Annotated in this window: 26 protein-coding genes; 16 read left to right on the plus strand and 10 right to left on the minus strand. The window is 57.5% G+C overall.

Features of this window, described 5'->3' with window-relative positions; genetic code table 11:
* Positions 1 to 211 precede the first annotated feature (211 nt).
* The 3 genes from GOX75_RS06995 to GOX75_RS07005 all read left to right on the plus strand — a co-directional run bounded on the left by GOX75_RS06995 (position 212) and on the right by GOX75_RS07005 (position 4,408).
* Positions 212 to 1,654, plus strand: a complete 1,443-nt coding sequence (locus GOX75_RS06995; RefSeq protein WP_171121873.1) for an adenylate/guanylate cyclase domain-containing protein — start codon at positions 212 to 214, stop codon at positions 1,652 to 1,654.
* A gap of 442 nt (positions 1,655 to 2,096) precedes the next feature.
* Positions 2,097 to 2,918, plus strand: coding sequence for an MBL fold metallo-hydrolase (locus tag GOX75_RS07000; RefSeq protein WP_171121874.1), 822 nt, complete (start codon positions 2,097 to 2,099; stop codon positions 2,916 to 2,918).
* Positions 2,919 to 2,956: 38 nt separating this feature from the next.
* A complete protein-coding gene (locus GOX75_RS07005) occupies positions 2,957 to 4,408 on the plus strand; it encodes an FAD-binding oxidoreductase (protein ID WP_171121875.1) in 1,452 nt (483 codons plus the stop codon).
* Here GOX75_RS07005 and GOX75_RS07010 read toward each other — a convergent pair whose 3' ends face one another.
* The 3 genes from GOX75_RS07010 to GOX75_RS20505 all read right to left on the minus strand — a co-directional run bounded on the left by GOX75_RS07010 (position 4,409) and on the right by GOX75_RS20505 (position 5,815).
* Positions 4,409 to 4,891, minus strand: a complete 483-nt coding sequence (locus tag GOX75_RS07010) for a fasciclin domain-containing protein (RefSeq protein ID WP_171121876.1) — start codon at positions 4,889 to 4,891, stop codon at positions 4,409 to 4,411.
* 169 nt (positions 4,892 to 5,060) lie between these two features.
* On the minus strand, positions 5,061 to 5,600 hold the full coding sequence (locus tag GOX75_RS07015) for an adenine phosphoribosyltransferase (protein ID WP_171121877.1): 540 nt from the start codon (positions 5,598 to 5,600) through the stop codon (positions 5,061 to 5,063).
* 80 nt (positions 5,601 to 5,680) lie between these two features.
* On the minus strand, positions 5,681 to 5,815 hold the full coding sequence (locus GOX75_RS20505; RefSeq protein ID WP_255431662.1) for a hypothetical protein: 135 nt from the start codon (positions 5,813 to 5,815) through the stop codon (positions 5,681 to 5,683).
* A 106-nt stretch (positions 5,816 to 5,921) separates the two neighbouring features.
* Here GOX75_RS20505 and GOX75_RS07020 point away from each other — a divergent pair, with 106 nt between their 5' ends.
* Entirely contained in the window at positions 5,922 to 6,095 is a 174-nt protein-coding gene (locus tag GOX75_RS07020) for a hypothetical protein (protein WP_219635839.1), read from the plus strand.
* A 4-nt stretch (positions 6,096 to 6,099) separates the two neighbouring features.
* Here the strand turns inward: GOX75_RS07020 and GOX75_RS07025 are convergent, their stop codons facing one another.
* Genes GOX75_RS07025 through GOX75_RS20325 form a run of 3 tightly spaced genes read right to left on the minus strand, consistent with a single transcriptional unit; the run spans position 6,100 to position 7,799 of the window.
* Complete coding sequence (locus GOX75_RS07025; protein WP_171121879.1) at positions 6,100 to 6,729, minus strand: LysE family translocator; 630 nt, start codon at positions 6,727 to 6,729, stop codon at positions 6,100 to 6,102.
* A gap of 52 nt (positions 6,730 to 6,781) precedes the next feature.
* Entirely contained in the window at positions 6,782 to 7,171 is a 390-nt protein-coding gene (locus GOX75_RS20320) for a DUF418 domain-containing protein (protein WP_371808142.1), read from the minus strand.
* Complete coding sequence (locus GOX75_RS20325) at positions 7,164 to 7,799, minus strand: heparan-alpha-glucosaminide N-acetyltransferase domain-containing protein (RefSeq protein ID WP_254428700.1); 636 nt, start codon at positions 7,797 to 7,799, stop codon at positions 7,164 to 7,166. The genes GOX75_RS20320 and GOX75_RS20325 overlap by 8 nt, the downstream gene beginning before the upstream one ends.
* A 237-nt stretch (positions 7,800 to 8,036) precedes the next feature.
* Between GOX75_RS20325 and GOX75_RS07035 the strand changes: the two genes are divergently transcribed.
* The gene (locus GOX75_RS07035) at positions 8,037 to 8,894 is read left to right on the plus strand and encodes an alpha/beta hydrolase (protein WP_171121880.1); all 858 of its coding nucleotides are present in this window, start codon (positions 8,037 to 8,039) and stop codon (positions 8,892 to 8,894) included.
* Positions 8,895 to 8,897: 3 nt separating this feature from the next.
* Here GOX75_RS07035 and GOX75_RS07040 read toward each other — a convergent pair whose 3' ends face one another.
* Together GOX75_RS07040 and GOX75_RS07045 are read right to left on the minus strand one after the other, a co-directional pair.
* Complete coding sequence (locus tag GOX75_RS07040) at positions 8,898 to 9,770, minus strand: S-methyl-5'-thioadenosine phosphorylase (protein WP_171121881.1); 873 nt, start codon at positions 9,768 to 9,770, stop codon at positions 8,898 to 8,900.
* Positions 9,771 to 9,842: 72 nt separating this feature from the next.
* Positions 9,843 to 10,403 carry a hypothetical protein gene (locus tag GOX75_RS07045; RefSeq protein ID WP_171121882.1) on the minus strand — a complete coding sequence of 187 codons (561 nt, stop codon included), beginning with the start codon at positions 10,401 to 10,403 and terminating at the stop codon, positions 9,843 to 9,845.
* Between the two features lie 167 nt (positions 10,404 to 10,570).
* Here GOX75_RS07045 and GOX75_RS07050 point away from each other — a divergent pair, with 167 nt between their 5' ends.
* Positions 10,571 to 12,205 carry a SulP family inorganic anion transporter gene (locus GOX75_RS07050; protein ID WP_171121883.1) on the plus strand — a complete coding sequence of 545 codons (1,635 nt, stop codon included), beginning with the start codon at positions 10,571 to 10,573 and terminating at the stop codon, positions 12,203 to 12,205.
* Positions 12,206 to 12,344: 139 nt separating this feature from the next.
* Here the strand turns inward: GOX75_RS07050 and GOX75_RS07055 are convergent, their stop codons facing one another.
* Positions 12,345 to 12,950 (minus strand): flavin reductase family protein, encoded by a 606-nt coding sequence (locus tag GOX75_RS07055; RefSeq protein ID WP_171121884.1) that lies wholly within the window; start codon positions 12,948 to 12,950, stop codon positions 12,345 to 12,347.
* A 72-nt stretch (positions 12,951 to 13,022) separates the two neighbouring features.
* On the opposite strand from GOX75_RS07055, the gene GOX75_RS07060 reads away from it, so the two are divergent.
* From GOX75_RS07060 to GOX75_RS07080, 5 genes are all read left to right on the plus strand, one after another.
* A complete protein-coding gene (locus GOX75_RS07060) occupies positions 13,023 to 13,517 on the plus strand; it encodes a GNAT family N-acetyltransferase (protein WP_171121885.1) in 495 nt (164 codons plus the stop codon).
* Between the two features lie 53 nt (positions 13,518 to 13,570).
* Positions 13,571 to 14,314, plus strand: coding sequence for an EcsC family protein (locus tag GOX75_RS07065; RefSeq protein ID WP_171121886.1), 744 nt, complete (start codon positions 13,571 to 13,573; stop codon positions 14,312 to 14,314).
* A 121-nt stretch (positions 14,315 to 14,435) separates the two neighbouring features.
* Complete coding sequence (locus GOX75_RS07070; RefSeq protein ID WP_171121887.1) at positions 14,436 to 14,900, plus strand: NUDIX hydrolase; 465 nt, start codon at positions 14,436 to 14,438, stop codon at positions 14,898 to 14,900.
* 71 nt (positions 14,901 to 14,971) lie between these two features.
* Positions 14,972 to 15,427: a DUF1178 family protein gene (locus tag GOX75_RS07075; protein WP_171121888.1), complete on the plus strand. Its 456-nt coding sequence runs from the start codon at positions 14,972 to 14,974 to the stop codon at positions 15,425 to 15,427.
* A gap of 2 nt (positions 15,428 to 15,429) precedes the next feature.
* Positions 15,430 to 16,068 (plus strand): SDR family NAD(P)-dependent oxidoreductase, encoded by a 639-nt coding sequence (locus tag GOX75_RS07080; protein ID WP_171121889.1) that lies wholly within the window; start codon positions 15,430 to 15,432, stop codon positions 16,066 to 16,068.
* Here GOX75_RS07080 and GOX75_RS07085 read toward each other — a convergent pair.
* Entirely contained in the window at positions 16,065 to 16,418 is a 354-nt protein-coding gene (locus GOX75_RS07085; protein WP_171121890.1) for a hypothetical protein, read from the minus strand. The two genes, GOX75_RS07080 and GOX75_RS07085, sit on opposite strands and share 4 nt — an antisense overlap.
* Positions 16,419 to 16,583: 165 nt before the next feature.
* Between GOX75_RS07085 and GOX75_RS07090 the strand changes: the two genes are divergently transcribed.
* From GOX75_RS07090 to GOX75_RS07110, 5 genes are all read left to right on the plus strand, one after another.
* Entirely contained in the window at positions 16,584 to 17,822 is a 1,239-nt protein-coding gene (locus tag GOX75_RS07090; protein ID WP_171121891.1) for an aspartate kinase, read from the plus strand.
* Between the two features lie 47 nt (positions 17,823 to 17,869).
* Positions 17,870 to 20,113 carry a phosphoenolpyruvate--protein phosphotransferase gene (ptsP, locus tag GOX75_RS07095; RefSeq protein ID WP_171121892.1) on the plus strand — a complete coding sequence of 748 codons (2,244 nt, stop codon included), beginning with the start codon at positions 17,870 to 17,872 and terminating at the stop codon, positions 20,111 to 20,113.
* A 140-nt stretch (positions 20,114 to 20,253) separates the two neighbouring features.
* Positions 20,254 to 21,699, plus strand: coding sequence for a glucose-6-phosphate dehydrogenase (zwf, locus tag GOX75_RS07100; RefSeq protein ID WP_171121893.1), 1,446 nt, complete (start codon positions 20,254 to 20,256; stop codon positions 21,697 to 21,699).
* Positions 21,700 to 21,701: 2 nt separating this feature from the next.
* Positions 21,702 to 23,507 carry a phosphogluconate dehydratase gene (gene edd, locus GOX75_RS07105; protein ID WP_174825778.1) on the plus strand — a complete coding sequence of 602 codons (1,806 nt, stop codon included), beginning with the start codon at positions 21,702 to 21,704 and terminating at the stop codon, positions 23,505 to 23,507.
* 3 nt (positions 23,508 to 23,510) lie between these two features.
* Positions 23,511 to 24,143 carry a bifunctional 4-hydroxy-2-oxoglutarate aldolase/2-dehydro-3-deoxy-phosphogluconate aldolase gene (locus GOX75_RS07110; RefSeq protein ID WP_171121894.1) on the plus strand — a complete coding sequence of 211 codons (633 nt, stop codon included), beginning with the start codon at positions 23,511 to 23,513 and terminating at the stop codon, positions 24,141 to 24,143.
* Positions 24,144 to 24,146 lie beyond the last annotated feature (3 nt).

Here is a 24,146-nt window from a genome sequence, read left to right on the forward strand (position 1 = left end):
GAATGCACTTTTGGCTGGTGCCATCCCGTATTTGACAGCATGACTACAATTCACTTACGCCCTCGCGTATTTTCCACCGGCAATGCGGTGTGTGCGCAATCAAGCCGACGCCGTTCGTTTGAAGCAATATCCAAGGTTTTTTGGCCAATCTCCGTCTACTCGACGAATGGTTCTTGTTTGGGTTAGGCTTGGCCTAGCGGAGATATGAACCTTGGAAATCGACGAACATGAACGCAGATTGACGACGATCCTCTCGGCTGATGTCGTGGGCTATTCGAGCCTAATGAGCCGCGATGAAAGCGGCACCCTGACGGCACTCCAAGACCTCCGGCGTATTGAGATAGATCCCCGTATCGAACGGCACAATGGCCGCATCGTTAAGCTGATGGGAGATGGAAGCCTCGTTGAATTTGTCAGCGTCATGGATGCGGTACGCTTTGCAGTTGATGTGCAATTCGCCATTACTGCGGCCCAAAAAGGTTGTGCCGAAGACAAGCGTATTCAGTTTCGCATTGGGATCAACGTGGGTGAGGTCATTGCGGCGGGGGACGACATTTATGGCGACGGCGTGAATGTTGCCGCCCGGGTCGAAGGGCTTGCGGACCCCGGTGGCATTTGCATAACGCGCACTGCCTTTGATCAAGTGAACGGTAAGCTCGATCTCACCTTTTCATCTATGGGCCCGCAAGAGGTTAAGAATATCTCCGCGCCGGTAGAAGTTTATCAGATCGAATTGGATGAGCGCTCGCAAGCGCTTGCTCTGGACACTCCTCCAAAGATCACAAAACCCGACGTCAAATTACCCTACCACATGATGAAGAGGTGGCTGCTGGCCGCTGTAATTGCGGTTCTGGCTGTCGCAGGTGTCGTGAATTTCTTGCGACCGGAGGTTGCTAAGCCGCCGGTTATCGCTGTGCTACCTTTCGAGGATTTTAGCAGTCCGGAACACAAGGGTTTCTTAAGTGATGCGGTGAGTGGCGGGATCATCACATCATTGGCGCGGTATCCGCAGATGAAAGTGATTTCAAGGCGATCCAGCTTCAAGTTCCGTGACTCCGATCTGGGTATCTCTGACATTGCCGATCAATTGGGCGCCGACTTTATTCTCGAAGGCACGCAACAGTACGATGGCGCACGGCTGCAGATTTCGGCGCATTTGATTGACGGCGAAACCGAAGCACATATCTGGGCCGATGATATGGATGTCCCTCTCGAGGATTTGCTGAAAACGAACAATGTGATCAGTTTGAATTTAGCTGAATCTGTTGGAAACAAGGTTATTGAAACCGAGGTGGCGCGGATGACGAAAGACGATGTCAGCGCGCTGATGATTGCGAATGCTGCACAGAGCCGGATCATGAGAAACTTCAGCCGCGAGAGCCTGTTGAAGAACATCGAGGAACAGGAGCAATCCTTAAAAGACTACCCGGATTCTGCTTGGGGTCACCTTGGGCAGGCACTCTCGCTGCGGATCGGCCTGCGCTATGGTTGGATCTTCGCCTATGCCCGCGCGATCCATTGGCATTCCGAGCTCATCTCGCCATGTGTTGTTCAATTTTCTACTCCAACCGACCTGGCGTTGAGTACCTTTCGCATGGTCGCGCGGCACTTGCCCAATACCCGACGATTTTCTCGACATACGTCCAATTCGTAACTTGTTTGCACGAAGCTGGTGAAGAGCAGGCGTGTGCTGTGGCGAAGCGTGAGCTTTTTGCAAGGGAGCCGGACGCCTAGGTCAGCAGATACCGATCGTTGTTTCTGCAAAACCGGAACTACAACCGTCATGCTGATAGGATTGATGAGCGAATACGCGCAGCTGGAATTCCGGAATAAGTGAGACTGGCACTGTTGAAGCGTCCCTTGCCGCCTATCCAGCGGCGACTGGCCGTTCAGGGTAGAATTTGGCGTTCGCGCTTGGGGCGTTGTCTTAGCGATCGCATTCAAGGGCGATGGTTTCTCGACGTTAGGGGAAGTGTACCGATCGAACGGGGTAGGGGGCGCTGCCCCCGTCGCGGCAAGCGGCACCTCCCCCGAAGTATTTTTGAACAGAAGAATAAGGGGCATGACTTGGCGAACGCTTGCGCTACAATCAAGTCATGCGTTGGACGGTAGCAGCGGCATTGTTGGTGATCTCGGGTGGGGCGGCGGCGCAGGAGCGGCGGCCCAGCCACTGTATTGCCATCGCCGATGCGGCGCCGGGAATTGAATACGTTCATAAGGCTTCGTGGCAGGACCTGGTTCCCGAATTTTCGGTTCGGATCAGCTATGTCGCTCATGCCTCTTTCCTGATTCAGACGCAGGGCGGATTGAACGCGGTGACGGATTTCACCGGCTTCATTGGCGGTGCTGATCTGATTCCTGACATTGTCACCATGAATCACGCCCACAGCACCCACTGGACCGCTCATCCTGATCCAGCCATTCCGCACGTTCTGCCCGGTTGGGGAGAGTTCGGGCAAGGTATCGACCATTACCTTGATCTGGGTGAGATGCTGGTGCGCAATGTCTCAACCGACATCCGCTCGGCCTATAGTGGTATCGAAGAACGTGGCAATTCGATCTTCGTATTCGAGGTTGAAGGGCTGTGCATCGGGCATCTGGGTCATCTGCATCATGTTCCGTCAGACGAACAATTCGCGGCACTGGGCAGGTTGGATGTGGTAATGGCCGCCGTGGATGGTGGTACGACCATGCCATTGCCGGATATGATCCAGGTGCTGAAACGGTTGAAAAGCTCGGTCATTATTCCGATGCACTGGTTTTCGGGCTTTTCGCTGGATCGGTTTCTGGTCGATATTCGCGATGAATTCCCTGTGCAGCGGGACGGGGTTTCGGAAATTACGGTGTCTTTGAAGACACTTCCCGACCGGCCAACCGTTGTTGTTCTGGAGCCGCAATACCTGATCGATCTGGAATAGGGCTTGTGGCGCAGGCGCGGCTTGGGCATGGAAAGGGCATGAGACTGCACCCGGCAGATGATACCTTTGCCCATCGCATTCGCGCCGCTTTGGGTGACGATGTGCTGCGACCCGTATCCCAACGATATGTTGAGGAACCTCGCCGCCGGTTCCACGGTAAGGCCGGGCTGTTGGCCCTGCCGCGGTCGGTCCAGGAGGTTTCGACTTTGGTCCGGTTGGCGTCAGAGGCGACTGTACCGGTAGTTCCGTATGGTGGCGGGACGGGGCTGGTTGGTGGCCAGATCATGCCCGACGGCCCGGCCCCGTTGCTTGTTTCGCTGGAGCGGATGTCCGCCATCCGAGCCGTGTATCCTGCTGAAAATCTGATGATTTCCGAGGCGGGCGCAATTCTGGCAGATGTTCAATTGGCTGCGCAGCGTCAGAATCGTATTTTTCCACTGTCGCTGGCGGCGCAGGGGTCTTGCAGGATTGGTGGGAACCTTGCAACCAACGCAGGCGGGGTCAATGTGCTGCGCTACGGCAATGCGCGTGATCTTTGTCTGGGTCTGGAGGCCGTCTTGCCGAACGGCGAGATTTGGAATGGCCTAAGCCGCCTGCGGAAAGACAACACCGGGTACGACCTGCGCAATCTGCTGATCGGGGCCGAGGGTACGCTGGGGATCATCACGGCAGCATCGCTTAAGCTGTTTCCGCGTCCGGCAGCCACTGGAACTGCGATGGTGCAGGTGGCCTCACCCGAAGCGGCGATTGATCTGCTGGCCTTGGCCCGAGACCAGATGGGCGACAGCGTCAGCGCGTTTGAGTTGATCCACCGCCAGGGTTTGCAATTCCTGTCCGAGGTTTTGTCCGACATCCGACAGCCGTTCGCCGCGCATCCTGAGTGGTCTGTATTAATCGAGGTCGGGTTGTCTGCCGGACAGTCACCAACAGATGCACTTGAAACGCTCTATGAAGCAGCGGATGCGCGAAATTTAGTTGTGGATGCGGTGATCGCACAGAGTGAAGCGCAGCGCATGGACCTTTGGTCTGTTCGCGAACATATACCTGAGGCCAACAGGTTAATCGGGTCGGTGTCCAGCCACGATATCTCGGTCCCGATCGCTGAGATACCTGAGTTTATTCGCAGAGGCGCGGGTGTGATCGAAAAGATAGGTCGCTTTCGCATCAACTGCTTTGGGCATCTGGGCGACGGCAACCTGCATTACAACGTCTTCCCTACGCAGGGACGTGACCGATCAGAATTTGATGGGGTGAGAGCCGAAATCAAAGGCGCGGTCCATGACCTTGTGCACGCGTTCGGTGGATCCGTGAGCGCGGAGCATGGCGTAGGGCGTCTGAAAGTGGGGGATCTGGAAAGATACGGAGACCCGGTCAAGCTGGACGCGATGCGCGCCATAAAGGCGGCGCTTGATCCGAAAGGGATCATGAACCCCGGTGCGGTGTTGAAGACGTTAAAGCGGCCCGGGATCACCCGGACCGCTAGAAGGTAATTACGAGTCGGGCAGAATGACCTTGTCGATCACATGGATCACGCCGTTCGACGTTTCGATATCCGCCTGAACGACCGATGCGTCATTGATCATGACGCCATTGTCCAGGTCGATCGTAACCTCTCCGCCTTGGACTGTGGCGGCCTTCATTTCATCGGACAGGTCCCCTGACATGACTTTGCCGGGAACCACGTGGTAGGTGAGGATGGCAACCAGTTGGTCTTTATTTTCGGGCTTGAGCAAGGTTTCAACCGTGCCCTCGGGCAGGGCTGCAAAGGCCTCGTCATTTGGCGCGAATACCGTGAAGGGGCCTTCGCCCTTCAGGGTATCGACCAGTTCAGCCGCCTGAACCGCAGCGACAAGAGTTTCAAAGCTGCCGGCACCGACGGCTGTGTCAACGATGTCTTTCGAGTGACCATCCGCGAAAGCGGTTGATGAGACGAACAGGCTTGCTACGCCAGCGATTGCGAGTTTGCGAAACATGATAGACTTTCCCTTGTTGGCATGCCTTCAGCGGCATCAACAGGGGTACGGTGAACCCTCGAAAAAGGATCATTGAATATGTCTATCTTGTCGGGTTGATCTAGGGCAGGCCGGCGCTAAGCCAGCCTGAGCTGAAGTTTCCACTCACGATTCTGTGATCGGTTGACCGCTAAAGCCCTTCGAATTCGCATAGAACGTGCACATCCATACCCATGTCTTCCAGCACTTTGCGGCCCCCCAATTCGGGAAGGTCGATGATGAACGAGCACGAAACGATCTCACCGCCCAGCCGCTCGATCAGCTTTATACCGGCTGCGGCGGTTCCGCCAGTTGCCAGAAGATCGTCCACAACCAGAATCTTTTCGCCGGGCTGGATGGCATCATCGTGGATTTCGACAATCGCTTCGCCGTATTCCAGCTTATAATCTTGGCTGATTGTGGTCCCCGGCAGCTTGCCCTTTTTTCGGATCGGCACAAAGCCAACGCTAAGTTGGTGTGCGATTGCCCCACCCAGAATAAAGCCGCGTGCCTCAAGCCCGACGACCTTGTCGATCTGTTCTCCTGCATAGGGGTGCAGCATCTGGTCGATGGCCATGCGGAACCCGCGAGGGTCAGCAAACAGCGTCGTGACATCGCGGAACATGATCCCTTCATGCGGGAAATCAACGATTGTTCGTATGTAATCCTTGACCGACTTGTTTCTGGACATGTCCAACCCCTTTGGCGCGAAAACACGCTGGGCTGTTTGGCCCATTGGCATCGGTCATGCAAGAAAAGATTGCCGCCGCATTACTTGCGGTTTTTCGAAACCGAGTTCGGCAACCCGTAATAACGATACAATGCGGCAGGCAGCCACGAGAGGTGAGGTTTGCGCCAGTTACGCTGATCCCGCAACAGAAATGCCTGAGCTGCGTGAAGGTTCATTGCCATAATCCTATTTTGTTGTTAGTTGCTCGATAACTACATCTTCTATTCTATGTATATACAATGCATCGCTTAAAGAATCAAGGTTTTGATGGGGACAAAGCGCGTGGGAAAGAAAGACGGCAAGGGTTCTACCAAGAAAAACAGTCAGTTGGTCTTGCGCCTGGATAAGGATGAACGCGACGCTTTTGTCGAGTTGTGCAAGGAATTGGATACGTCGGCCGCACGGGAAATCCGTCGGTTCATTCGCGGCTTCATGAAGGAAAACGCCAGCGACTGACGGGTCAGGCCGGGCGTCGTAATATCGCGGTCGCCACACCCATACCGATTAAGGTCAATCCGCCGAACCGTGTAATTGCGGTGATGACGCCCGCGCGTCCGATCATAACGCGCAACCGATCAGCCAACAGCGCATAGGCCAGCGCGTTGAGCCAGGCCAAGCCCACGAAGGTGGCGATCAGAATTGCGAACTGAGGGCCCAAAGGCTCTGACGGGCGCAGAAATTGTGGTGCGAACGCAATAAAGAATGCGATGGACTTGGGGTTCAGGGCGGTGACGGCGGCGGCATGGCCAAACACGCTGCGCGCCGTGACATCCCGCCCAGATTCCACGGTTTCCAGCCCGCCAGACGGGGCGCTGCGCAGCAGTTTTATCCCCAGCCAAACCAGATACGCCGCGCCAACCCATTTCAGAACAGAAAATAGTGTAGCTGAGGCCAGAACCAGCGCGCCCAGTCCAAGCAACGAGGCCGTCATTGCCACAAGATCCCCCAGCGCCACACCAGTGGCCGATGCAACGGCGACGCTTCGACCTTTTGACAAAGCGTAGCTGAGAACCAGCAGAACAGTCGGTCCAGGGATCAGCAACAGTGCTGTTGATGCAGCGACAAACGCCAGCCAAAGCTCTAGGGACATGAGGGTTCCTTTCGGGACAGTCGTGACACCAAGCCTTGCCCAAGCGCGAAGGTCAAGCCCGGCGAGGCTCGGTAACACGGCGCATCAGCGCTTCAAGCGGGCCGCGTTTGAATTTGCGCGCCCATATCACCGCTAAAACCGATGACACGGCGCAAAACCCAAGCGCATAAGTTACGATTTGCAGCGCGGATAGCGAACCGTTCAGAAGTCCGGCGGCCTCTAGAATGCCAATCCCGATCAGGATATGCGCCATATACAGCGTCAGGCTCATCCGTCCGGGCGTGGTGAGGGCAGGGGCGAGACCGGATTTTTCAATCCGTGGCCAAAGTTTCAAAAGTAACCCGATTGCCATGCAGGATGTGCCACTTCCCGCGAGGATGTAGAACGGCCCCGGCGGAATGGACTCAGTCCCCAGATAGGTCGCAAGTTCGGGGTCAGACACCAGAATCTGAGGGAATGCAGCCAGTACTGCCGCACCAAACCCCCCACATGATCAGACGATGCTGAATGCAGATTGTGTTTAGCTCTGACCGACCGATCGCCATTCCAATCAAAAGGAACGCGGCCCAAGGAAGAACGGGGTGCCAGCCGTTGAACAGCGTGTTGCGCAAGAACCCCGACATTGTCCAAAGGTCTGCATATGTCAGCGTGGCCCAATCCCACCCGCGATCATAGTCGAATACGAGGTTCGCCGCGGATGCCAAACCGACGATTACAAGAGCGCCTGCCCATAGGCCGCGTGTTGTCGAGGGCAGAAACGCAGCGCCCACCACGAAATACAGCGCGTAAAAATGCAGTATATCGGCATCGAACACGGTCATGTTGATCAGGCCCAGCACAAACAGAAACGCAGCACGCCGCAGCAGCGCAGAAACCGGGACGCTGGACAGACCCACGCCTACCCCGGCAAGAATGACGAACAGCGCCGCCGCGCGTCCTTCCAGCGCATCGACAAAGGTGGATGCCCAACCATTGCCGGGCGCAACCTGCGCAGCAATGCGGAAATTCACCAATACCATGCCGCAAAATGCAAAAAAGCGAGCGGCGTCCAATGCGTCTAGTCGTTTCATGTCTGTCCTTGCCTCAACAGCCCCTGCTTGTCGCAACTTTGTGGCGCAACTGGGGCTGCGGTCAGTAAACAAATCGGGAGGTCAGCTACGCAGTTTCAATGGTTGACTGCGAATTGGCCGGGCGTCTGGCGTATCGGCAACAGTCTAAAGATTGCATTAAGCCGCGCGCCTGAACCTTGAAACGAGCGGCAGCTCCCCCAAACTCAGATCATCCGGCACCTAACCGGGAGGAGAGCAATGACCGACACGCACAACGAAACCGCGACTGTGTTCAAGCGCGAGGGAAGGTCCGCAGTATTCAAGAGCGTTCTGATTTTGGCGGTCGTCCTTGGTGCAGCGGTCTACGCTGGCATCGTTGGGTATATGTACCTCAACCAGCAATCTCTGCTGTTCAAGCCGGACGGAGACCTGCCAGAGCCCCGCGCAGTCGGTCTGGCGGATGTGGATGTGATCTCACTCCCGATGGCAGACGGCGCAGTCCTGACAGCGTGGAGCGCGCCTCCGGCAACAGAAGGCGCGCCGACGGTCCTGTTTTTTCATGGCCAGACCGGAAATCTGGGGGATCGTGCGGATCGCATGCGCGAGATTCTCAATAGCGGCTTTGGTCTGTTCGCCCCCAGCTATCGCGGCTATCCCGGCAGCGAGAGCGAGCCGTCCGAGCCTGCGCTGATAGCGGACGCAATCCAGATGTACGACAAATTGGCGGGCGAGGGCGCGGATGTCGTGCTGCATGGCCAAAGCCTTGGCACGGGTGTTGCCGCAGCCGTGGCGGAACAGCGTCCCAATGCGCAACTCTTGGTGTTGGAGGCACCATTTACTGCAACTGTCGACGTGGCCGCAGAACGGTATCCGTTCCTTCCGGTTTCTCTTTTGATGAAAAATCAGTTCGCGACCCGAGACTTAATCGACCGCGTTACCGTGCCCACCCTGATCTTTCACGGAACCGAAGATGAAACGGTTCCGTTGCATCACGGTCAGGCACTGGCTGACATGGCAGGCGACACCGCGCAGCTTCACGTTATCCCGGAGGGCAGCCATAACGACCTGTGGTCCCACGGGCTGTGGGATGAAGTTCAGCAAACGCTGGCGCAATAAGCGTCAGAGCACGCGCCCGGCAACAGCATCCAACTTGGCAAGCAACGCCGGGTCGCGTTTGTCAGGCGCAGTTAGGATGGCGTATTCCAGTGCCCGGTCACATCCGTGCGGACATGGTGCGCGCTGGGCCCCCAGCAGGCTCGGCAGACCTTTGACCAACGCGCGGCCTTTCTCGGCATTGCCTGTCAGCGTTGCGATAATTGATGTCACGTCGACCTCACCATGGTCGGGGTGCCAACTGTCATAGTCAGTGACCATCGCGATTGATGCATAACAAAGCTCGGCTTCGCGCGCGAGTTTGGCTTCGGGCATGTTGGTCATGCCGATCACGTCGCAGCCCCACTGTTCCCGATACATCTTGGATTCTGCCAGAGTCGAGAATTGCGGTCCCTCCATGGCCAGATAGGTTCCGCCGCGATGGATATTGATACCAGCGGCTTTGCCTGCTGTTTCACACGCATCCGACAGGCGCGGGCAGGTCGGGTGGGCGACACTGACATGGGCGACGCAACCCGAACTGAAGAAGCTTTTTTCTCGTGCAAAGGTTCGGTCAATGAACTGATCAACGATCACGAAATCGCCCGGCGCCATTTGTTCGCGGAACGACCCGCAGGCAGATACCGAGATCACATCCGTCACGCCCAGACGTTTCAGCGCGTCGATATTGGCGCGATAAGGCACATCGGTTGGCGAATGAACGTGACCCCGCCCGTGACGGGGCAGAAATGCCATGCCCACGCCACACAACGATCCGGTCAGGATTTGATCTGAAGGGTCACCCCAAGGGGTTTCAACGGTGACCCATTCGGCGTTCTCCAGCCCGTCGATGTCGTAGATGCCTGATCCGCCAATGACTGCAATCTTGGTTTGGGTCACGTGAATTCTCCGGTTGAGGTGGCTGCATCTGGATTTGTGGGCTGTGTCGTTCTGATTGACAAGAGGGAATGCCTAATGCTGTGACGTCAACAGGTTACGAGCTTGCGCCTGCTGTTGAAAATCCTGCCAGGCTGCGTCGAATTCTTGCAACGGCCAAGTCAGGTCCTGCGCCTGCCCGTGCCGGTCGCGGAAAACAAAGCGATATTCATCGCCCTCCAGCATCGCCTGAACGATTTCATCTGCGCGCGGCCCTTTGAACGTGCAGCCAAGCCCAGTCAGGCAGCCCGGCCTGCGCGTACGCCAAGCAACGCCCTGTTCTCGATCAATGCGAAAGCCCGAGGGCGAGAACAGCGTACCCGGTTCAATACCAAACTCGATTTCCACGCCGTCGGGGGCCGGTGTGATGAATATGTACTGCGCCCCGAAATTTGGGCGATAGGAAAAGACCTCGGCGCGCCGGATGTAGCACCGCTGTTTCAAGGCACCGTATTCTTCGCGTTCATCGCAGATCGAATTCCAAACGCCGTGGGATTCGAAATGCGTCACACGCCAATTGCTGGCAGTGTCATTGCCCTGCAGGTCTTGTGCAAGCACAGTGATCGGGGCCAGTAGGAAAAGGATCAACCATCGCATGCCGCATAGGTGCCTGCGGTGGTTCAACTGTTCAATTCACGACTTTGCGAGATACCTGATATGCGCCTGGCGCATACCAGCCTCCCACTGGACGCGGTGGCTTTGCGGGGCAATGCCGGGTAGAAGACCCCTTTCGCGCGAACAGATCAGACCGACAGGACCATCCAATGCCCCGAGCTATGCTGGCAAGCTTTGCCTATCGAATTGCAAAACCCGACCTGCGTTGGGTGCCGGACGAGGGTCTAACGGTCTCGCGGTTGCGGATTGAGCTGTTGTCCGGCCTTACGGTCGCGTTGGCTTTGGTTCCCGAGGCGGTGGCATTCGCGTTTGTCGCCGGCGTGCACCCGCTGGTGGGGCTTTACGCGGCCTTCATGGTGGGCCTGATCACGGCGCTGATCGGTGGCCGACCCGGTATGATTTCAGGTGCGACTGGTGCTTTGGCCGTTGTGATGGTGGCGCTGGTGGCTGAACATGGGGTGGAATACCTGTTCGCGACGGTGGTCTTGATGGGCATTCTGCAAATGATTGCCGGGGCTATGCACTGGGGCCGGTTTATCCGACTGGTCCCGCACCCGGTCATGCTGGGCTTTGTGAATGGTCTGGCAATTGTCATCTTTCTGGCGCAGTTGGGCCAGTTCAAAGTGCCTGGTACAATGGAGAACACCGGCCATGGCGTTGGCGGCGGAGAGTGGCTCTCGGGCCTCCAACTCTATACCATGTTGGGGCTTGTGGCGCTGACCATGGCGGTGATCTGGATCATGCCACGCATTACCCGCGTCGTTCCCGCACCCTTGGCGGGGATTGTCGTGGTGGCCGCTCTGGTGATCGGTTTTGGTCTGGACGTTCCGCGCGTCGGGGATTTGGCGTCGATTGAGGGAGGTCTGCCGCCCTTCCACATTCCGATGGTCCCACTGAACTGGGAAACATTTGAAATCATTCTGCCCTATGCTGTCATTCTTGCGGCCATTGGCCTGATCGAATCCCTGCTGACCCTGAACCTTGTCGGTGAAATCACCGGAAAACGTGGCGGTGCATCGCAGGAGTGTATCGCTCAGGGCGTCGCGAACGTCGCCACCGGGTTCTTTGGCGGCATGGGCGGCTGCGCGATGATTGGCCAGTCGATGATCAACGTGAAATCTGGTGGCCGCACACGTATCGCCGGGGTCGCTGCGGCCTTGTTCCTGTTGGTCTTCATCCTGTTCGCCTCACCCCTGATTGAGCAGATCCCGCTTGCGGCTCTGGTAGGTGTGATGTTCATGGTTGTGATCGGTACCTTCGCTTGGAACTCGTTCAATATCATGCGCAAGGTGCCGCTGATGGACGCATTCGTCATCGTTCTGGTCACTGTTGTTACGGTTATGGAAGACCTAGCCGTGGCTGTTGTCGTCGGCGTCATTGTTTCGGCTCTGGCCTACGCTTGGAACAACGCAAAGCGCATTCATGCTATCACCCGTGAATCCGAAACCGAAAAAGGTGCGAAGGTCTATGAAATCCAGGGCCCGCTTTTCTTCGGGTCTTCCGATGGGTTCGTCGAACTGTTCGATGTTCCAAATGACCCGGAAACGGTCATTGTAGATTTTGCCGAAAGCCGTGTCGTTGACCAGTCGGCATTGCAGGCCATCGAGAACATCGCAGCCAAATACGAGGCAGCCGGCAAGCGCGTGATGCTGCGCCATCTCAGCCGCGACTGTCACAAACTGCTGAACAAGGCAGGTCACCTGATGGTCGATAGCGACGATGACCCGGATTACGAAATCGCAGTGGACTATTCTGTCCGAACTGGAATTCTGGGCGGTCACTGAGTCTTCTGCGAGGCTCTGCCTCGCGCTCCGGGATATTTCTAGCCAGATGAAGTACGGATCCCCCGCTTCATCTGGCTAGAAATATCCCGGGGGAGTCGCCCTGCAAGGGCGGCGGGGGCAGAGCCCCCTTGTTGCGCGTTCAGTCATCCGGTCGATTCAGCGAGAAAAGGTCGGTGACCACCGAATAGTCGCGATACCCCAGCCGGGCCAGGGGTTGGAAGGATGTGACATCGAACAGTCCGTCTTTCAGACAATCGTCGCGCAGGTGGATTCCGGTAACTTCTCCGAACACAACGCGATTTGCCTCGCCGGGGAGCGTCACGATTTGGGTGAGCTTGCATTCCAACGCCGCAGGCGCGTCCGCAACACGCGCGCAAGGGATCGTTTCGCACTCTATCGGTGTAAGTCCTGCGTGCTCGAATTCGTCAACGTGTTTCGCGAGCCCGGCTGAGCTGGCGTTCATTGCGTCTTTGTGTGCATGAGCAACCACATTGACGCAGAAGAACCCTGTAGCCTCGATATTCGCGACGCTGTCTTTTCCACCATCCTGATCATGTTTTGTGCCCGTTGTTGCGAACATCACCTGCGGGGGCGTGTAGGCAACCCCGTTAAAGAACGAGTAGGGTGCAAGGTTGTTTATCCCGTCGACGTCTCGTGAAGAAATCCATCCGATGGGCCGCGGGGTTATGATGGCATTGAAGGGGTTATGTGGCAGGCCGTGGCCGTCTTCGGGGCGATAGAACATGTGGTCTCCAAGCATTTGCCCAAGGCGTAACGAAGTGTTAGGCCAAATTCCAGCAAGGAAAAGAGGGCAGGCGTGCAGCAATTCGGGATCAGGCCGGAAGAGCCGGACGATTGGTGGGAGGTCGAGGCGCTTTATGACCTGTGTTTTGCGCCTGGTCGCGAGGCGCTGTCGTCTTATCGGCTGCGCGATGATGTCCCGCCGGTTTCGGGACTTTCCTTGGTGGCACGCGACGCGCAGGGTATTCTGGCGGGCGCGATCCGGTTTTGGCCCGTGCATGTGGGAGGTCACGACGCATTGCTGTTGGGCCCCGTCGCAGTTCACCCGACCCATCAGGGAGAGGGCCTTGGCGGTTTTCTGATCCACGAAGGGTTGCAGGCCGGGCGCGACAAGGGCTGGCAGAGGGTTATGTTGGTCGGAGATGCCCCATATTACGCGCGCTTTGGATTCTCGCGTCTGAATGGGGTGGAAATGCCGCCCCCTACCAACCCTGACCGTGTATTGGGCGCAGAGTTGGAACCGGGCGTTTGGCGTGGCGTGAGCGGTCCAGTTACACGTTGGACGCGCTGAGCTATTGAATTTGCAAAGCTAAATTCCAATGTTTTTAGGGCAGGAGGGAACGTATGCAGGACGTGGTTCTTGTCGAAAAACTGGATGCAGAAGCCGAACTTGACCGCTTGGCCCGCTACTACAAGTCTGCCGGTGGGCCAGGTATCAAGTTGTTGAACAGCCTCGGGGGATCGGCTGAATCCCTGTTGGAACAATTGCCTGCGTCCGTCAGGCAAGGTTTGACAGGGGCAACTGAGCAGGCGCTTTGGATGGCCATGCATGCGGCGGAAAGCTCTCGTCGGGCGGTGCCGGATCAGCGGCCTTGGGTCAACACGGCGCTGACAACGGCGATGGGTGCGGCCGGAGGGATTGGCGGCGTTTCAACCGCATTGATGGAACTGCCAGCGACAACCACCATGTTATTGCGGGCCATTCAGGGTGCCGCAGCGCAAGAGGGTTTTAATCCTTCGGAGGATGGCGTGAAATTCGACTGTGTCCGCGTATTGTCCGCTGCTGGTCCGCTGTCTTTTGACGATGGCGCGGATCTTGGTTTTTTCTCGGTACGGCTGACCCTGACGGGACCCGCGATGCAGCGGTTGATCGCTACTGTTGCGCCGAAATTGTCCGTTGTCTTGGGACAGAAGTTGGCAGCGCAGTCTGTTCCTGTTCTGGGGGCGATTGCGGGGGGAGGGACAAATTTTGTCTACACCCGGTATTACCAACAGATTGCGCGTGTTCATTTTGGCTTGCGGCGTTTGGCGCTGGATGCCGACATTCCGCATGATGATCTGCTCCGAAAGCTAGCGGCTCGTATGTAATTTCCCGTAAGTGCTTGGAATAAAACACTTCATGTGGTAGGATTGTTGCCAAGCCCCACCAAATAAGCGTCAAAGCGCAAAGGGGCTTGCGGAGACGGAGGCAGACGACGGGCGGCAAAGCGTGATCGAGCACAGGCTTTGGAAGCAAAATCAACAACTCACCGGACATGTTCCGGTCAAAAGGCAGTCGGCTGCCTTGTGCTATCGCGTTCTGGAAAACGGCCCCGAGGTCCTGCTTGTGACAACGCGCAAGTCAGGCCGTTGGATCATACCCAAGGGTGGGCTGATTGATGGATTATCGCCGTCAGCCACGGCGCGACAGGAAGCGTGGGAAGAGGCGGGGGCAATCGGCGACTGCACGCCCGACGTGATCGGAAATTTCTTGTATTACAAAAACCGGCGCCGGAAAGGGCCGGTGTTATGTGTGGTGGACGTGTTTCCGCTTTTGGTCCGTTCCACGGCGGCGTTTTATCCTGAATGCCATGAGCGTCAGCGCGCGTGGCTATCGCCGCAAAAGGCTGCCAGTCGGGTTCGTTCACCCGATCTTGCCCAATTGTTACGCAAGGTAGCCCTGTTTGCACACTGACGCGGGTTTAACGACCCTTGCTATTGGTTTGCGGGTCAGTATCTATTTTGCAATCGAACTTTGGATGGATCATGATTCAATACGCGTTGAAGTGCAGCAAGGGACACTCCTTTGATAGTTGGTTTCAGTCGGCCACAGCTTACGACAAGTTGGCAGCCGCCGGTATGGTGACCTGTGCTGTTTGCGGCGATGCGCAGGTTGAGAAGGCGATCATGACCCCGCGCGTTCGTTCTGCCCGCAGTGTTGAGGCACGGACCGAAACGGCGGCCCCATCCGAAGACGCCGTGAACATGACCAGCCCGACCCCGGAGGTTGAGCAGGCTCTGAGCGAGTTGCGGCGCAAGGTCGAAGAAAATTCGGACTATGTCGGCAAGGACTTTGCAAGCGAAGCCCGGAAAATGCATCTGGGCGACGCACCAGAGAGGTCGATCTATGGCGAGGCGAAGCCGGAAGAGGCCAAAGCCCTGATCGAAGATGGGGTGCCGGTCGCACCGCTTCCTTTCATGCCCAGCCGAAAGACGAACTGATCATGCATATCGTGATTACCGGAGCCAACCGGGGCATCGGAAAGACACTTGCCGACCGGTATCGGGCGCAGGGCCATGACGTGACAGGAACCGCTCGGGACGGCAGCGCCGAGGTGGTGCTGGATGTGACCGACACCGGTCACCATGCGGATATGGCTGCGCAATTGGGCGATCAGCCTGTTGACCTTTTGATCTGCAATGCCGGAGTGTATCTGGACAAGGCGGAACGCATTGATGGTTATCCCGCCGAGATGTGGGCGCAGACATTTGCGGCGAATGTGACCGGTGTTTTCCTGACCGTTCAGTCTTTGCTGCCCAATCTTCGCGCATCGCAAGGCAAAATCGCGATCCTGTCCTCGCAAATGGCATCACATACGCGTGCACCGGGAGGTAGCTATATCTATCGCGCGTCGAAAGCGGCCGCGCTCAATCTGGGGCGTAACCTTGCCGCAGACCTGCGCGGCGACGGGATTGCTGTGGGTATATATCATCCGGGCTGGGTACAGACGGATATGGGCGGTGCTGCGGCTGCGATCACGGTGGATGAGGCTGCGGATGGTCTGGTTGACCGTTTTGCAGCCCTGTCTCTGGATACTTCGGGATGTTTTGAGACCTATGACGGTCAGCCGCACGATTACTAATTGTTCAAAGCGGCTTTGGGGAGTTCGTACACCTCTCCCGGCTCAACAAAAATGACCATGATGTCGCCCCGCGTTTCATAGCTGAGCTTGGCGGTTGAATTGGTCGAATCCGGGATGCCATCCGTGAAATAGATGTTGCGCACCTCGCCATTGCCCATGCCTACGGCCAGCGTTGCACCGCCATCGTCACGGCGCCTAAGCTCGGCGTTGCAGCTACGCAGGGCGTCGCCTGCAATGGTCGCGCAAGGGATGGTGCCCAAAGAGTTCTTGCCGTCGGTTCCGGCCAGGGTGGTTTCCTGTGCTAGCGCGGGCGTTGCAAGGACAGCTAAAGCGAAGACGAAACGTGGCATGGGGAACCCCTTGGTAAATCTGATGTTGGCAAGCTGACACCCCCGTGATCCGATGTAAAGCGATCGAGCGCAAGGACCTAAACGGTTTTGAACACTTGCCCTTGGGCCCCCCCTGACATAAGACGCACGAAACCTGAATTCCAAGGCGCGGAGACACTAGCCCCCATGCCCGTACTCGTGATGAAATTCGGCGGCACGTCGGTCGCCAATCTGGACCGCATTCGCCGCGCGGCGAAACGCATCGGCGTTGAAGTGGCCAAGGGATATGATGTGATTGTCATCGTGTCGGCCATGTCAGGCAAAACCAACGAGTTGGTTGGCTGGGTGAACGAAACATCTCCGCTGTTTGATGCACGCGAATATGACGCGGTTGTGTCTTCGGGCGAAAACGTCACCGCAGGTTTGATGGCTCTGACGTTGCAGGAAATGGATATTCCGGCGCGCAGCTGGCAGGGCTGGCAGGTTCCGCTGATGACGACCAGCGCCCACAGTCAGGCCCGGATCGAGGAAATCCCGACCGAGAACCTGACCCAGAAATTCGACGAGGGTATGAAAGTCGCCGTCGTCGCCGGGTTCCAGGGTATCAGCCCCGAAGGGCGTATCACCACGCTGGGCCGTGGTGGGTCGGACACTACGGCTGTGGCCTTTGCCGCAGCATTTGGCGCCGAGCGTTGCGATATCTACACCGATGTGGATGGCGTCTATACCACCGACCCGCGCATTTGTGAAAAAGCGCGCAAGCTGGATCGAATATCGTTCGAGGAAATGCTCGAACTGGCCTCGCTGGGGGCCAAGGTTTTGCAGACCCGTTCGGTGGAACTGGCGATGCGCTATAAGGTGAAACTGCGCGTTCTTTCTAGTTTCGAAGAACAATCCGACGAGGCCGGTACACTGGTCGTCGATGAGGAGGATATCATGGAATCCAATGTTGTGGCCGGTGTTGCCTATTCCCGTGACGAAGCCAAGATGACTGTCGTGTCCGTGGCCGACCGCCCCGGCATCGCCTCGATCATCTTTACCGCGCTCAGCGATGAAGGCGTGAACGTGGACATGATCGTGCAGAACATCTCGGATGAGGGGCGCACGGACATGACCTTTTCCTGCCCGACCGATCAGGTGGCGCGGGCGGAAAAAGCATTGCTGGCGATTAAGGACGCGGGCGAGTTGAACTACACCGAACTGGTCGCGGATGAAGACGTCTGCAAGGTCTCGGTCGTGGGGATCGGGATGCGGTCGCAATCCGGCGTGGCGGCAAAAATGTTCAAGATACTCTCGGATGAGGGGATCAACATTAAGGTCATCACAACCTCTGAGATTAAAATTTCCGTCCTTGTGGACAGGAAATACATGGAACTTGCGGTTCAGGCACTGCATGATGCCTTTGAACTGGACAAGGCGGCCTGAGCATTTTCTGCCAAGGGTCTCGCCTGACGCACTAATTTGGGTGGGCCATGGCGGACGGCACTGAAACAGAATCCCGCAAGCTGCTGGGGCGGCTGCGCGAAGAGATGGCGAGCGAAGCCGCCGGTCAGGAACGTCTTGACCGGATCACTCATCTGATCGCTGACAGTATCCGGGCCGAGGTGTGCTCGATTTACCTGTTCCGGGATGAGGATACGCTTGAACTCTGTGCGACCGAAGGTCTGTCGCCCGAGGCGGTTCACAAGACCCGTATGCGCATGGGTGAGGGGCTTGTGGGGCGCGTCGCGAAGTACGGCAAGATCGTGAACACACCGGATGCGCCTGCTGCCAAGGGTTTCCGCTATATGCCCGAAACGGGCGAAGAACGGTTTTCGTCTTTCCTGGGGGTACCCATTCAGCGTCTGGGTGAAAAGCTGGGCGTTCTGGTCGTGCAATCCCGCGATGCGCGCGAATACTCGGCGGATGAGGTTTACGCGTTGGAAGTGGTCGCCATGGTTCTGGCCGAAATGACCGAGCTGGGCGCGTTCGTGGGTGAGGGCGCCGCCCTGTCGCCCCGCCACCAACAATCTGTGCAGCTAACCGGTGGTCCGGCGCAGGAAGGTTCCGCCGAAGGGCATGTCTGGCTGCACGAGCCGCGCGTGGTGGTTACCAACCCCATCGCCGAAGACCCCCATCGAGAGCGTGAGCGTCTGGCCGAAGCGGTCGAGGAACTGCGCGTGGGCGTCGACAAAATGCTTGAGATTTCCAAGGACGGCGACACCGAGCAGTTACAAGTGCTGGAAGCCTACCGGATGTTTGCGAACTCCAAGGGCTGGATGCGCAGGATGGAAGAGGACATTGCCCGTGGCCTGAGTGCCGAAGCTGCGGTTGAAAAGGAACAGTCACAAGCGCGTGCGCGAATGGGGCAGGTTACCGACCCTTATCTGCGCGAGAGGCTCGCCGATCTGGACGACCTCAGCAACCGCTTGCTGCGTATTCTTACCGGGCAGGGTAACACGAATGGGGCGGACCTGCCACCTGATCCGATCCTGATTGCCCGTAACATCGGCCCCGGCGATCTGTTGGAATATGGCCGATCTCTGAAGGGGATCGTGCTGGAGGAAGGATCAGTCGGCAGCCACGCGACGATTGTTGCCCGCGCGCTGGCTATTCCCTTGGTGGTGCATGTCGGCCGGATCACGACCGAGGCGCTGAACGGTGACCATATTCTTGTGGACGGGGATCAGGGCACCGTTCAATTGCGGCCCGAAGACACGGTCGTCAGTGCGTTTCGTGACAAGATTGCGATGCAGGCAAAGGCGCAGGAGCGATATGCCTCGATCAGGGATACTCCGACGGTCACTCGGGATGGTGAGCGCATCAATCTCGTGATGAATGCCGGTCTTATGGCGGACCTGCCTTCGCTGGACAATTCCGGAGCCGAGGGCGTGGGCCTGTTCCGGACCGAGTTGCAGTTCCTGATCAGAAACCAGATGCCAAAGCGGTCGGAACTTGTAACCCAGTATCAGCGCGTTCTGGACGCGGCCGGGGAAAAACGAGTGGTGTTCCGAACGCTGGATATCGGCTCGGACAAGGTTCTGCCCTACATGAAACACGTAGAAGAACCCAATCCTGCATTGGGGTGGCGTGCGATCCGGGTTGGTCTGGACAAGCGCGGCGTAATGCGGATGCAGTTACAGGCCCTGATGCGTGCAGCGAACGGGCGCCCCCTGACACTGATGTTCCCGTTTGTGGCGCAGGCAGATGAGTTCCGCGAGGCCCGTTGGGAAGTCAACAAGACCATCGAACGCGAAAAGCGGCTGGGGCATGTCCTGCCCGAAAGAATAGAAGTTGGCGCAATGCTTGAGACCCCGTCCTTGGGCTTTGCCCCTCAAAAATTTTATGATGAGGTGGATTTTGTCTCGATTGGGGGAAACGATCTGAAGCAGTTCTTTTTCGCGGCTGACCGAGAAAATGAACTGGTGCGCCGCAGGTATGATACGTTGAATGTAAGCTTCCTCAGTTTCATCGAACGTATTGTCGAGCGCTGCAACATATCGAATACACCGCTGAGTTTTTGTGGCGAAGACGCGGGCCGCCCGGTTGAGGCGTTGTGTCTGGCAGCCATGGGTATCCGTTCGCTTTCGATGCGGCCTGCCTCGATCGGGCCTGTTAAAAGCGTATTGTTGCGCGCCGATTTGCAATCGCTGCGGAAGATCATTGCCGATGCACGTCACCGGGGTGAGCAATCCGTTCGCCCGGCAGTAATGGAATGGCTGCGAAACCAAGGGTGACCGAGTCGTCGATTTTGAAATTTTTTTCAAATCCAGTGTTGATTCTTAGTATGGTTTTTTATACTCCCGCGTTGAATGTTAGCGATAACATGACTGGTGTGGCAAAACGATGTGCCAGTGACAACTGAAGGAGCCTGCAGATGGTTTCACGCGTAATACCGGTAAATCCGTTCGACCTTGTGTTGTTCGGCGCAACGGGCGATCTGGCGCAGCGCAAGATTTTGCCGGGTCTGTATCACCGGTTTGAAGTGGACCAAATGCCCGAAGAGGCCCGTATCATCGGAACAGCCCGGTCGGACATGGACAGTGATGCATTTCGAGAGCAGATTCGCGCATCCATGAAGAAATATGCCCCCGGGTTCAAACAGGATGTATTGGACCGGTTCCTTAGCCGGGTCGACTATGTCCCAGTTGATGCGCTTGGTGACTCAGGGTGGGCAGACCTTGCTGAAAAATTGCGCCCCGACGTGGTGCGCGCGTTCTATCTGTCTGTAGGCCCCAGCCTGTTTTCCGGCATTGCACAGCGGTTGAATGATAACGGGCTGGCAACACCGGACAGCCGAATTGTGGTGGAAAAACCGTTCGGTCATGATCTGGCTTCTGCCAAGGCCCTGAATGAAGGGTTGCGTGCCTGTTTCGAAGAACATCAGATCTATCGCATCGACCATTATCTGGGCAAGGAAACCGTCCAGAACCTTATGGCCCTGCGTTTTGCCAATTCCCTGTTCGAGCCGCTTTGGAATTCGACCCATGTTGATCATGTTCAGATCACCGTTGCGGAAACCGTAGGTGTTGAGGGGCGCGGAGCTTACTATGACCAGTCTGGCGCAATGCGCGATATGGTGCAGAACCATCTTGTTCAGTTGTTGTGCCTGACCGCGATGGAGCCTCCGTCCAAGTTCTCTCCTAATGCGGTGCGCGACGAAAAGGTCAAGGTTATCGAGGCGTTAGAACCCGTGGACCCCTCGGACATCGCGCGGGGCCAATATCGGGCTGATCAGGGAGAGGACGGTTATCTGGATCATGTCGGCAACCCGGCCAGCCGCACCGAAAGCTATATCGCCCTAAAGGTGCATCTTGGTAACTGGCGTTGGGCCGGAGTGCCGTTCTATCTGCGGACTGGAAAGCGTCTGCGCGCACGCGAATCCGAAATTGCCGTGTTCTTCCGCGATCCACCGCATACTATTTTTCCCAACGTAGGCCCCTTGCGTGGCAACGTTCTGGTCATTCGGTTGCAGCCCGACGAAGGCATCACATTGCGCACAACCATCAAAGACCCCGGTCCCGGTGGATTCCGCCTGTCAGATGTGTCGCTGGACATGAGCTTCGCCGAGGCGCTGGGCACGGATGCGCGTGCTCAGGATGCTTATGAGAGGCTGGTAATGGATGTGATCCGGGGTGATCAAACCCTGTTCATGCGCGGTGACGAAGCCGAGGCCGCCTGGGCCTGGGTCGATCCCATCATTCAGGGGTGGGAAGATCGGGGTGACCGGCCAGCCAAATATGATCAGGGCAGTTCAGGGCCGGAAGAAGCATTGATGCTGATGCATCGCGATGGACGCCGTTGGCGTCAGATCGGAGGGTAATCATGGTACATTCCGTCATCACCGACGTCACCCGGCGCATCATCGACCGCAGCGCCGAATTGCGCGGCCCGCATCTTGAGAGGATGGAACACGCCAAGTCCAAAGGGCCAGCCCGTGCGCACCTATCCTGCAGCGGTCAAGCTCATGCCTATGCCGGGGCGGGTGAAGATCAGCAATCCATGGCAACTGGAACGGCTGGCAATCTGGGCATCGTCACCGCCTATAACGACATGCTCTCGGCGCATCAGCCGTTCGAACGCTATCCGGCGCTGATCCGTGACGCGATCCGTGCGGCGGGTGGCACGGCGCAGGTCGCAGGCGGCGTTCCCGCCATGTGTGATGGCGTCACGCAGGGCGAAGCGGGGATGGAGTTGTCGCTGTTCTCGCGCGATGTTATTGCGCTGGCCACTGGAGTGGCGCTTAGCCACAACACGTATGACGGCGCCGTGTTCCTTGGGGTGTGCGACAAGATCGTGCCGGGTCTGGTCATCGGCGCGCAGGCGTTTGGTCACTTGCCCGCCGTGTTCCTGCCTGCAGGACCCATGACAAGCGGCCTGCCGAACGACGAAAAGGCCAAGGTTCGTCAGCAGTTTGCCACCGGAGAAGTCGGCCGTGACGCGTTGATGAAGGCGGAAATGGCCGCCTATCACGGGCCGGGCACCTGCACCTTTTACGGAACCGCCAACACCAACCAGATGTTGATGGAATTTATGGGCCTGCATCTTCCTGGCTCCAGCTTCATCAACCCGAATACACCTTTGCGCGATGCGTTGACCGAAGAAGGCGCGCGCCGTGCCTTGTCACTTAGCGCGCTGGGTAATCACTATACGCCGGTCTGTCAGGTGCTGGACGAACGCGCCTTTGTGAATGGTGTCGTCGGGTTGATGGCAACCGGAGGGTCCACGAACCTGCTGATCCACCTGATCGCCATGGCACGTGCCGGAGGTATCGTTCTGGATTGGGAGGATTTCTCGGACATCTCCGCCGTGGTTCCGCTGGTCGCGCGGGTCTATCCGAATGGATTGGCCGATGTGAACCATTTCCATGCCGCGGGGGGCCTTGGCTATTGCATCGGCACGCTGCTCGAAGACGGCCTGCTGCATCCCGATACGCTGACGGTCGCCGGGCAGGGGCTGCACAACTATACCAAAGAGCCAAAGCTGAAAGATGGTGAACTGGTCTGGGAAGAAGGCACTGCACACAGCTTGAACGAAAAGATCGTGCGCCCGGCCAAGGATCCGTTCCAGCCCACAGGCGGCTTGTCGCGCCTGACCGGAAATCTGGGCACCGCTGTCATGAAGGTATCTGCTGTCGCGCCCGAGCATCAGGTGGTCGAAGCTCCGGTACGTGTTTTCCATGACCAGGAAGAGGTCAAAGCAGCGTTCAAGGCCGGTGAGTTCACGGATGACGTCATCGTCGTTGTCCGCTTTCAGGGACCGAAAGCCAACGGAATGCCCGAACTGCACTCGCTGACGCCGATGCTTTCGATCCTTCAGGGCAGGGGGCAAAAGGTTGCTTTGGTAACTGATGGCCGGATGTCTGGAGCATCGGGCAAAGTTCCAGCCGCGATTCATGTGGTGCCCGAGGCGCTGGATGGTGGTCCCATCGCCTGTTTACGGGATGGCGACATCCTGCGTGTAGATGCGGTCAGCGGAGAATTGGAGATCATGACCCCCGGCGTACTTGATCGCGCCCCGGCAACCGCAGACCTTTCGGCAAACCAGCACGGCGTTGGCCGCGACCTCTTTGGCGCATTCCGCCAGAATGTCGGGTCGGCCGACACTGGTGCCAGCATTTTCGGAGTTTAATTCATGTCCAAAACCCAACGCACCCGCGAAATTTGCGCGCTTGCCCCTATCGTTCCTGTGCTGGTTATCGACGATGCCAAGGATGCGCGCCCACTGGCCGAGGCGCTTGTCGCTGGTGGGCTTCCCGCACTTGAGGTCACGCTGCGGACGCCTGCGGCGTTGGACGCAATCCGCGCAATGTCTCAAGTGCCGGGCGGTGTCGTAGGGGCTGGAACACTGGTGACCCCTGATGACGTCCGTGCCGCGAAAGAGGCAGGCGCACAATTTGGTGTCTCTCCCGGCGCGACTGAAGCTTTGATCGCTGCGTGTGAGGCCGAAGGCCTGCCCCTCTTGCCCGGCGCGGCCACGGCAAGCGAGGCAATGCGACTGCTGGAGCAGGGATATGATATGCTCAAGTTCTTTCCTGCCGAAGCTTCAGGCGGTGCGCCTGCATTGAAGGCAATTGGTGCTCCGCTTCCGCAGATCACGTTCTGTCCAACCGGTGGTGTCTCGCCTGAGAATGCCCGCAATTACCTGTCTTTGTCCAACGTTGTCTGCGCCGGTGGCAGTTGGGTTGCGCCAAAGCAGATGGTTTTGGATCAAGATTGGGCGGGCATCGAAACACTTGCGCGCGAGGCGTCCAAGCTGATGGATTGACGC

The organism is Ruegeria sp. HKCCD7251 (assembly GCF_013031165.1).
In the GTDB taxonomy this organism is placed as follows: Bacteria; Pseudomonadota; Alphaproteobacteria; order Rhodobacterales; family Rhodobacteraceae; genus Ruegeria.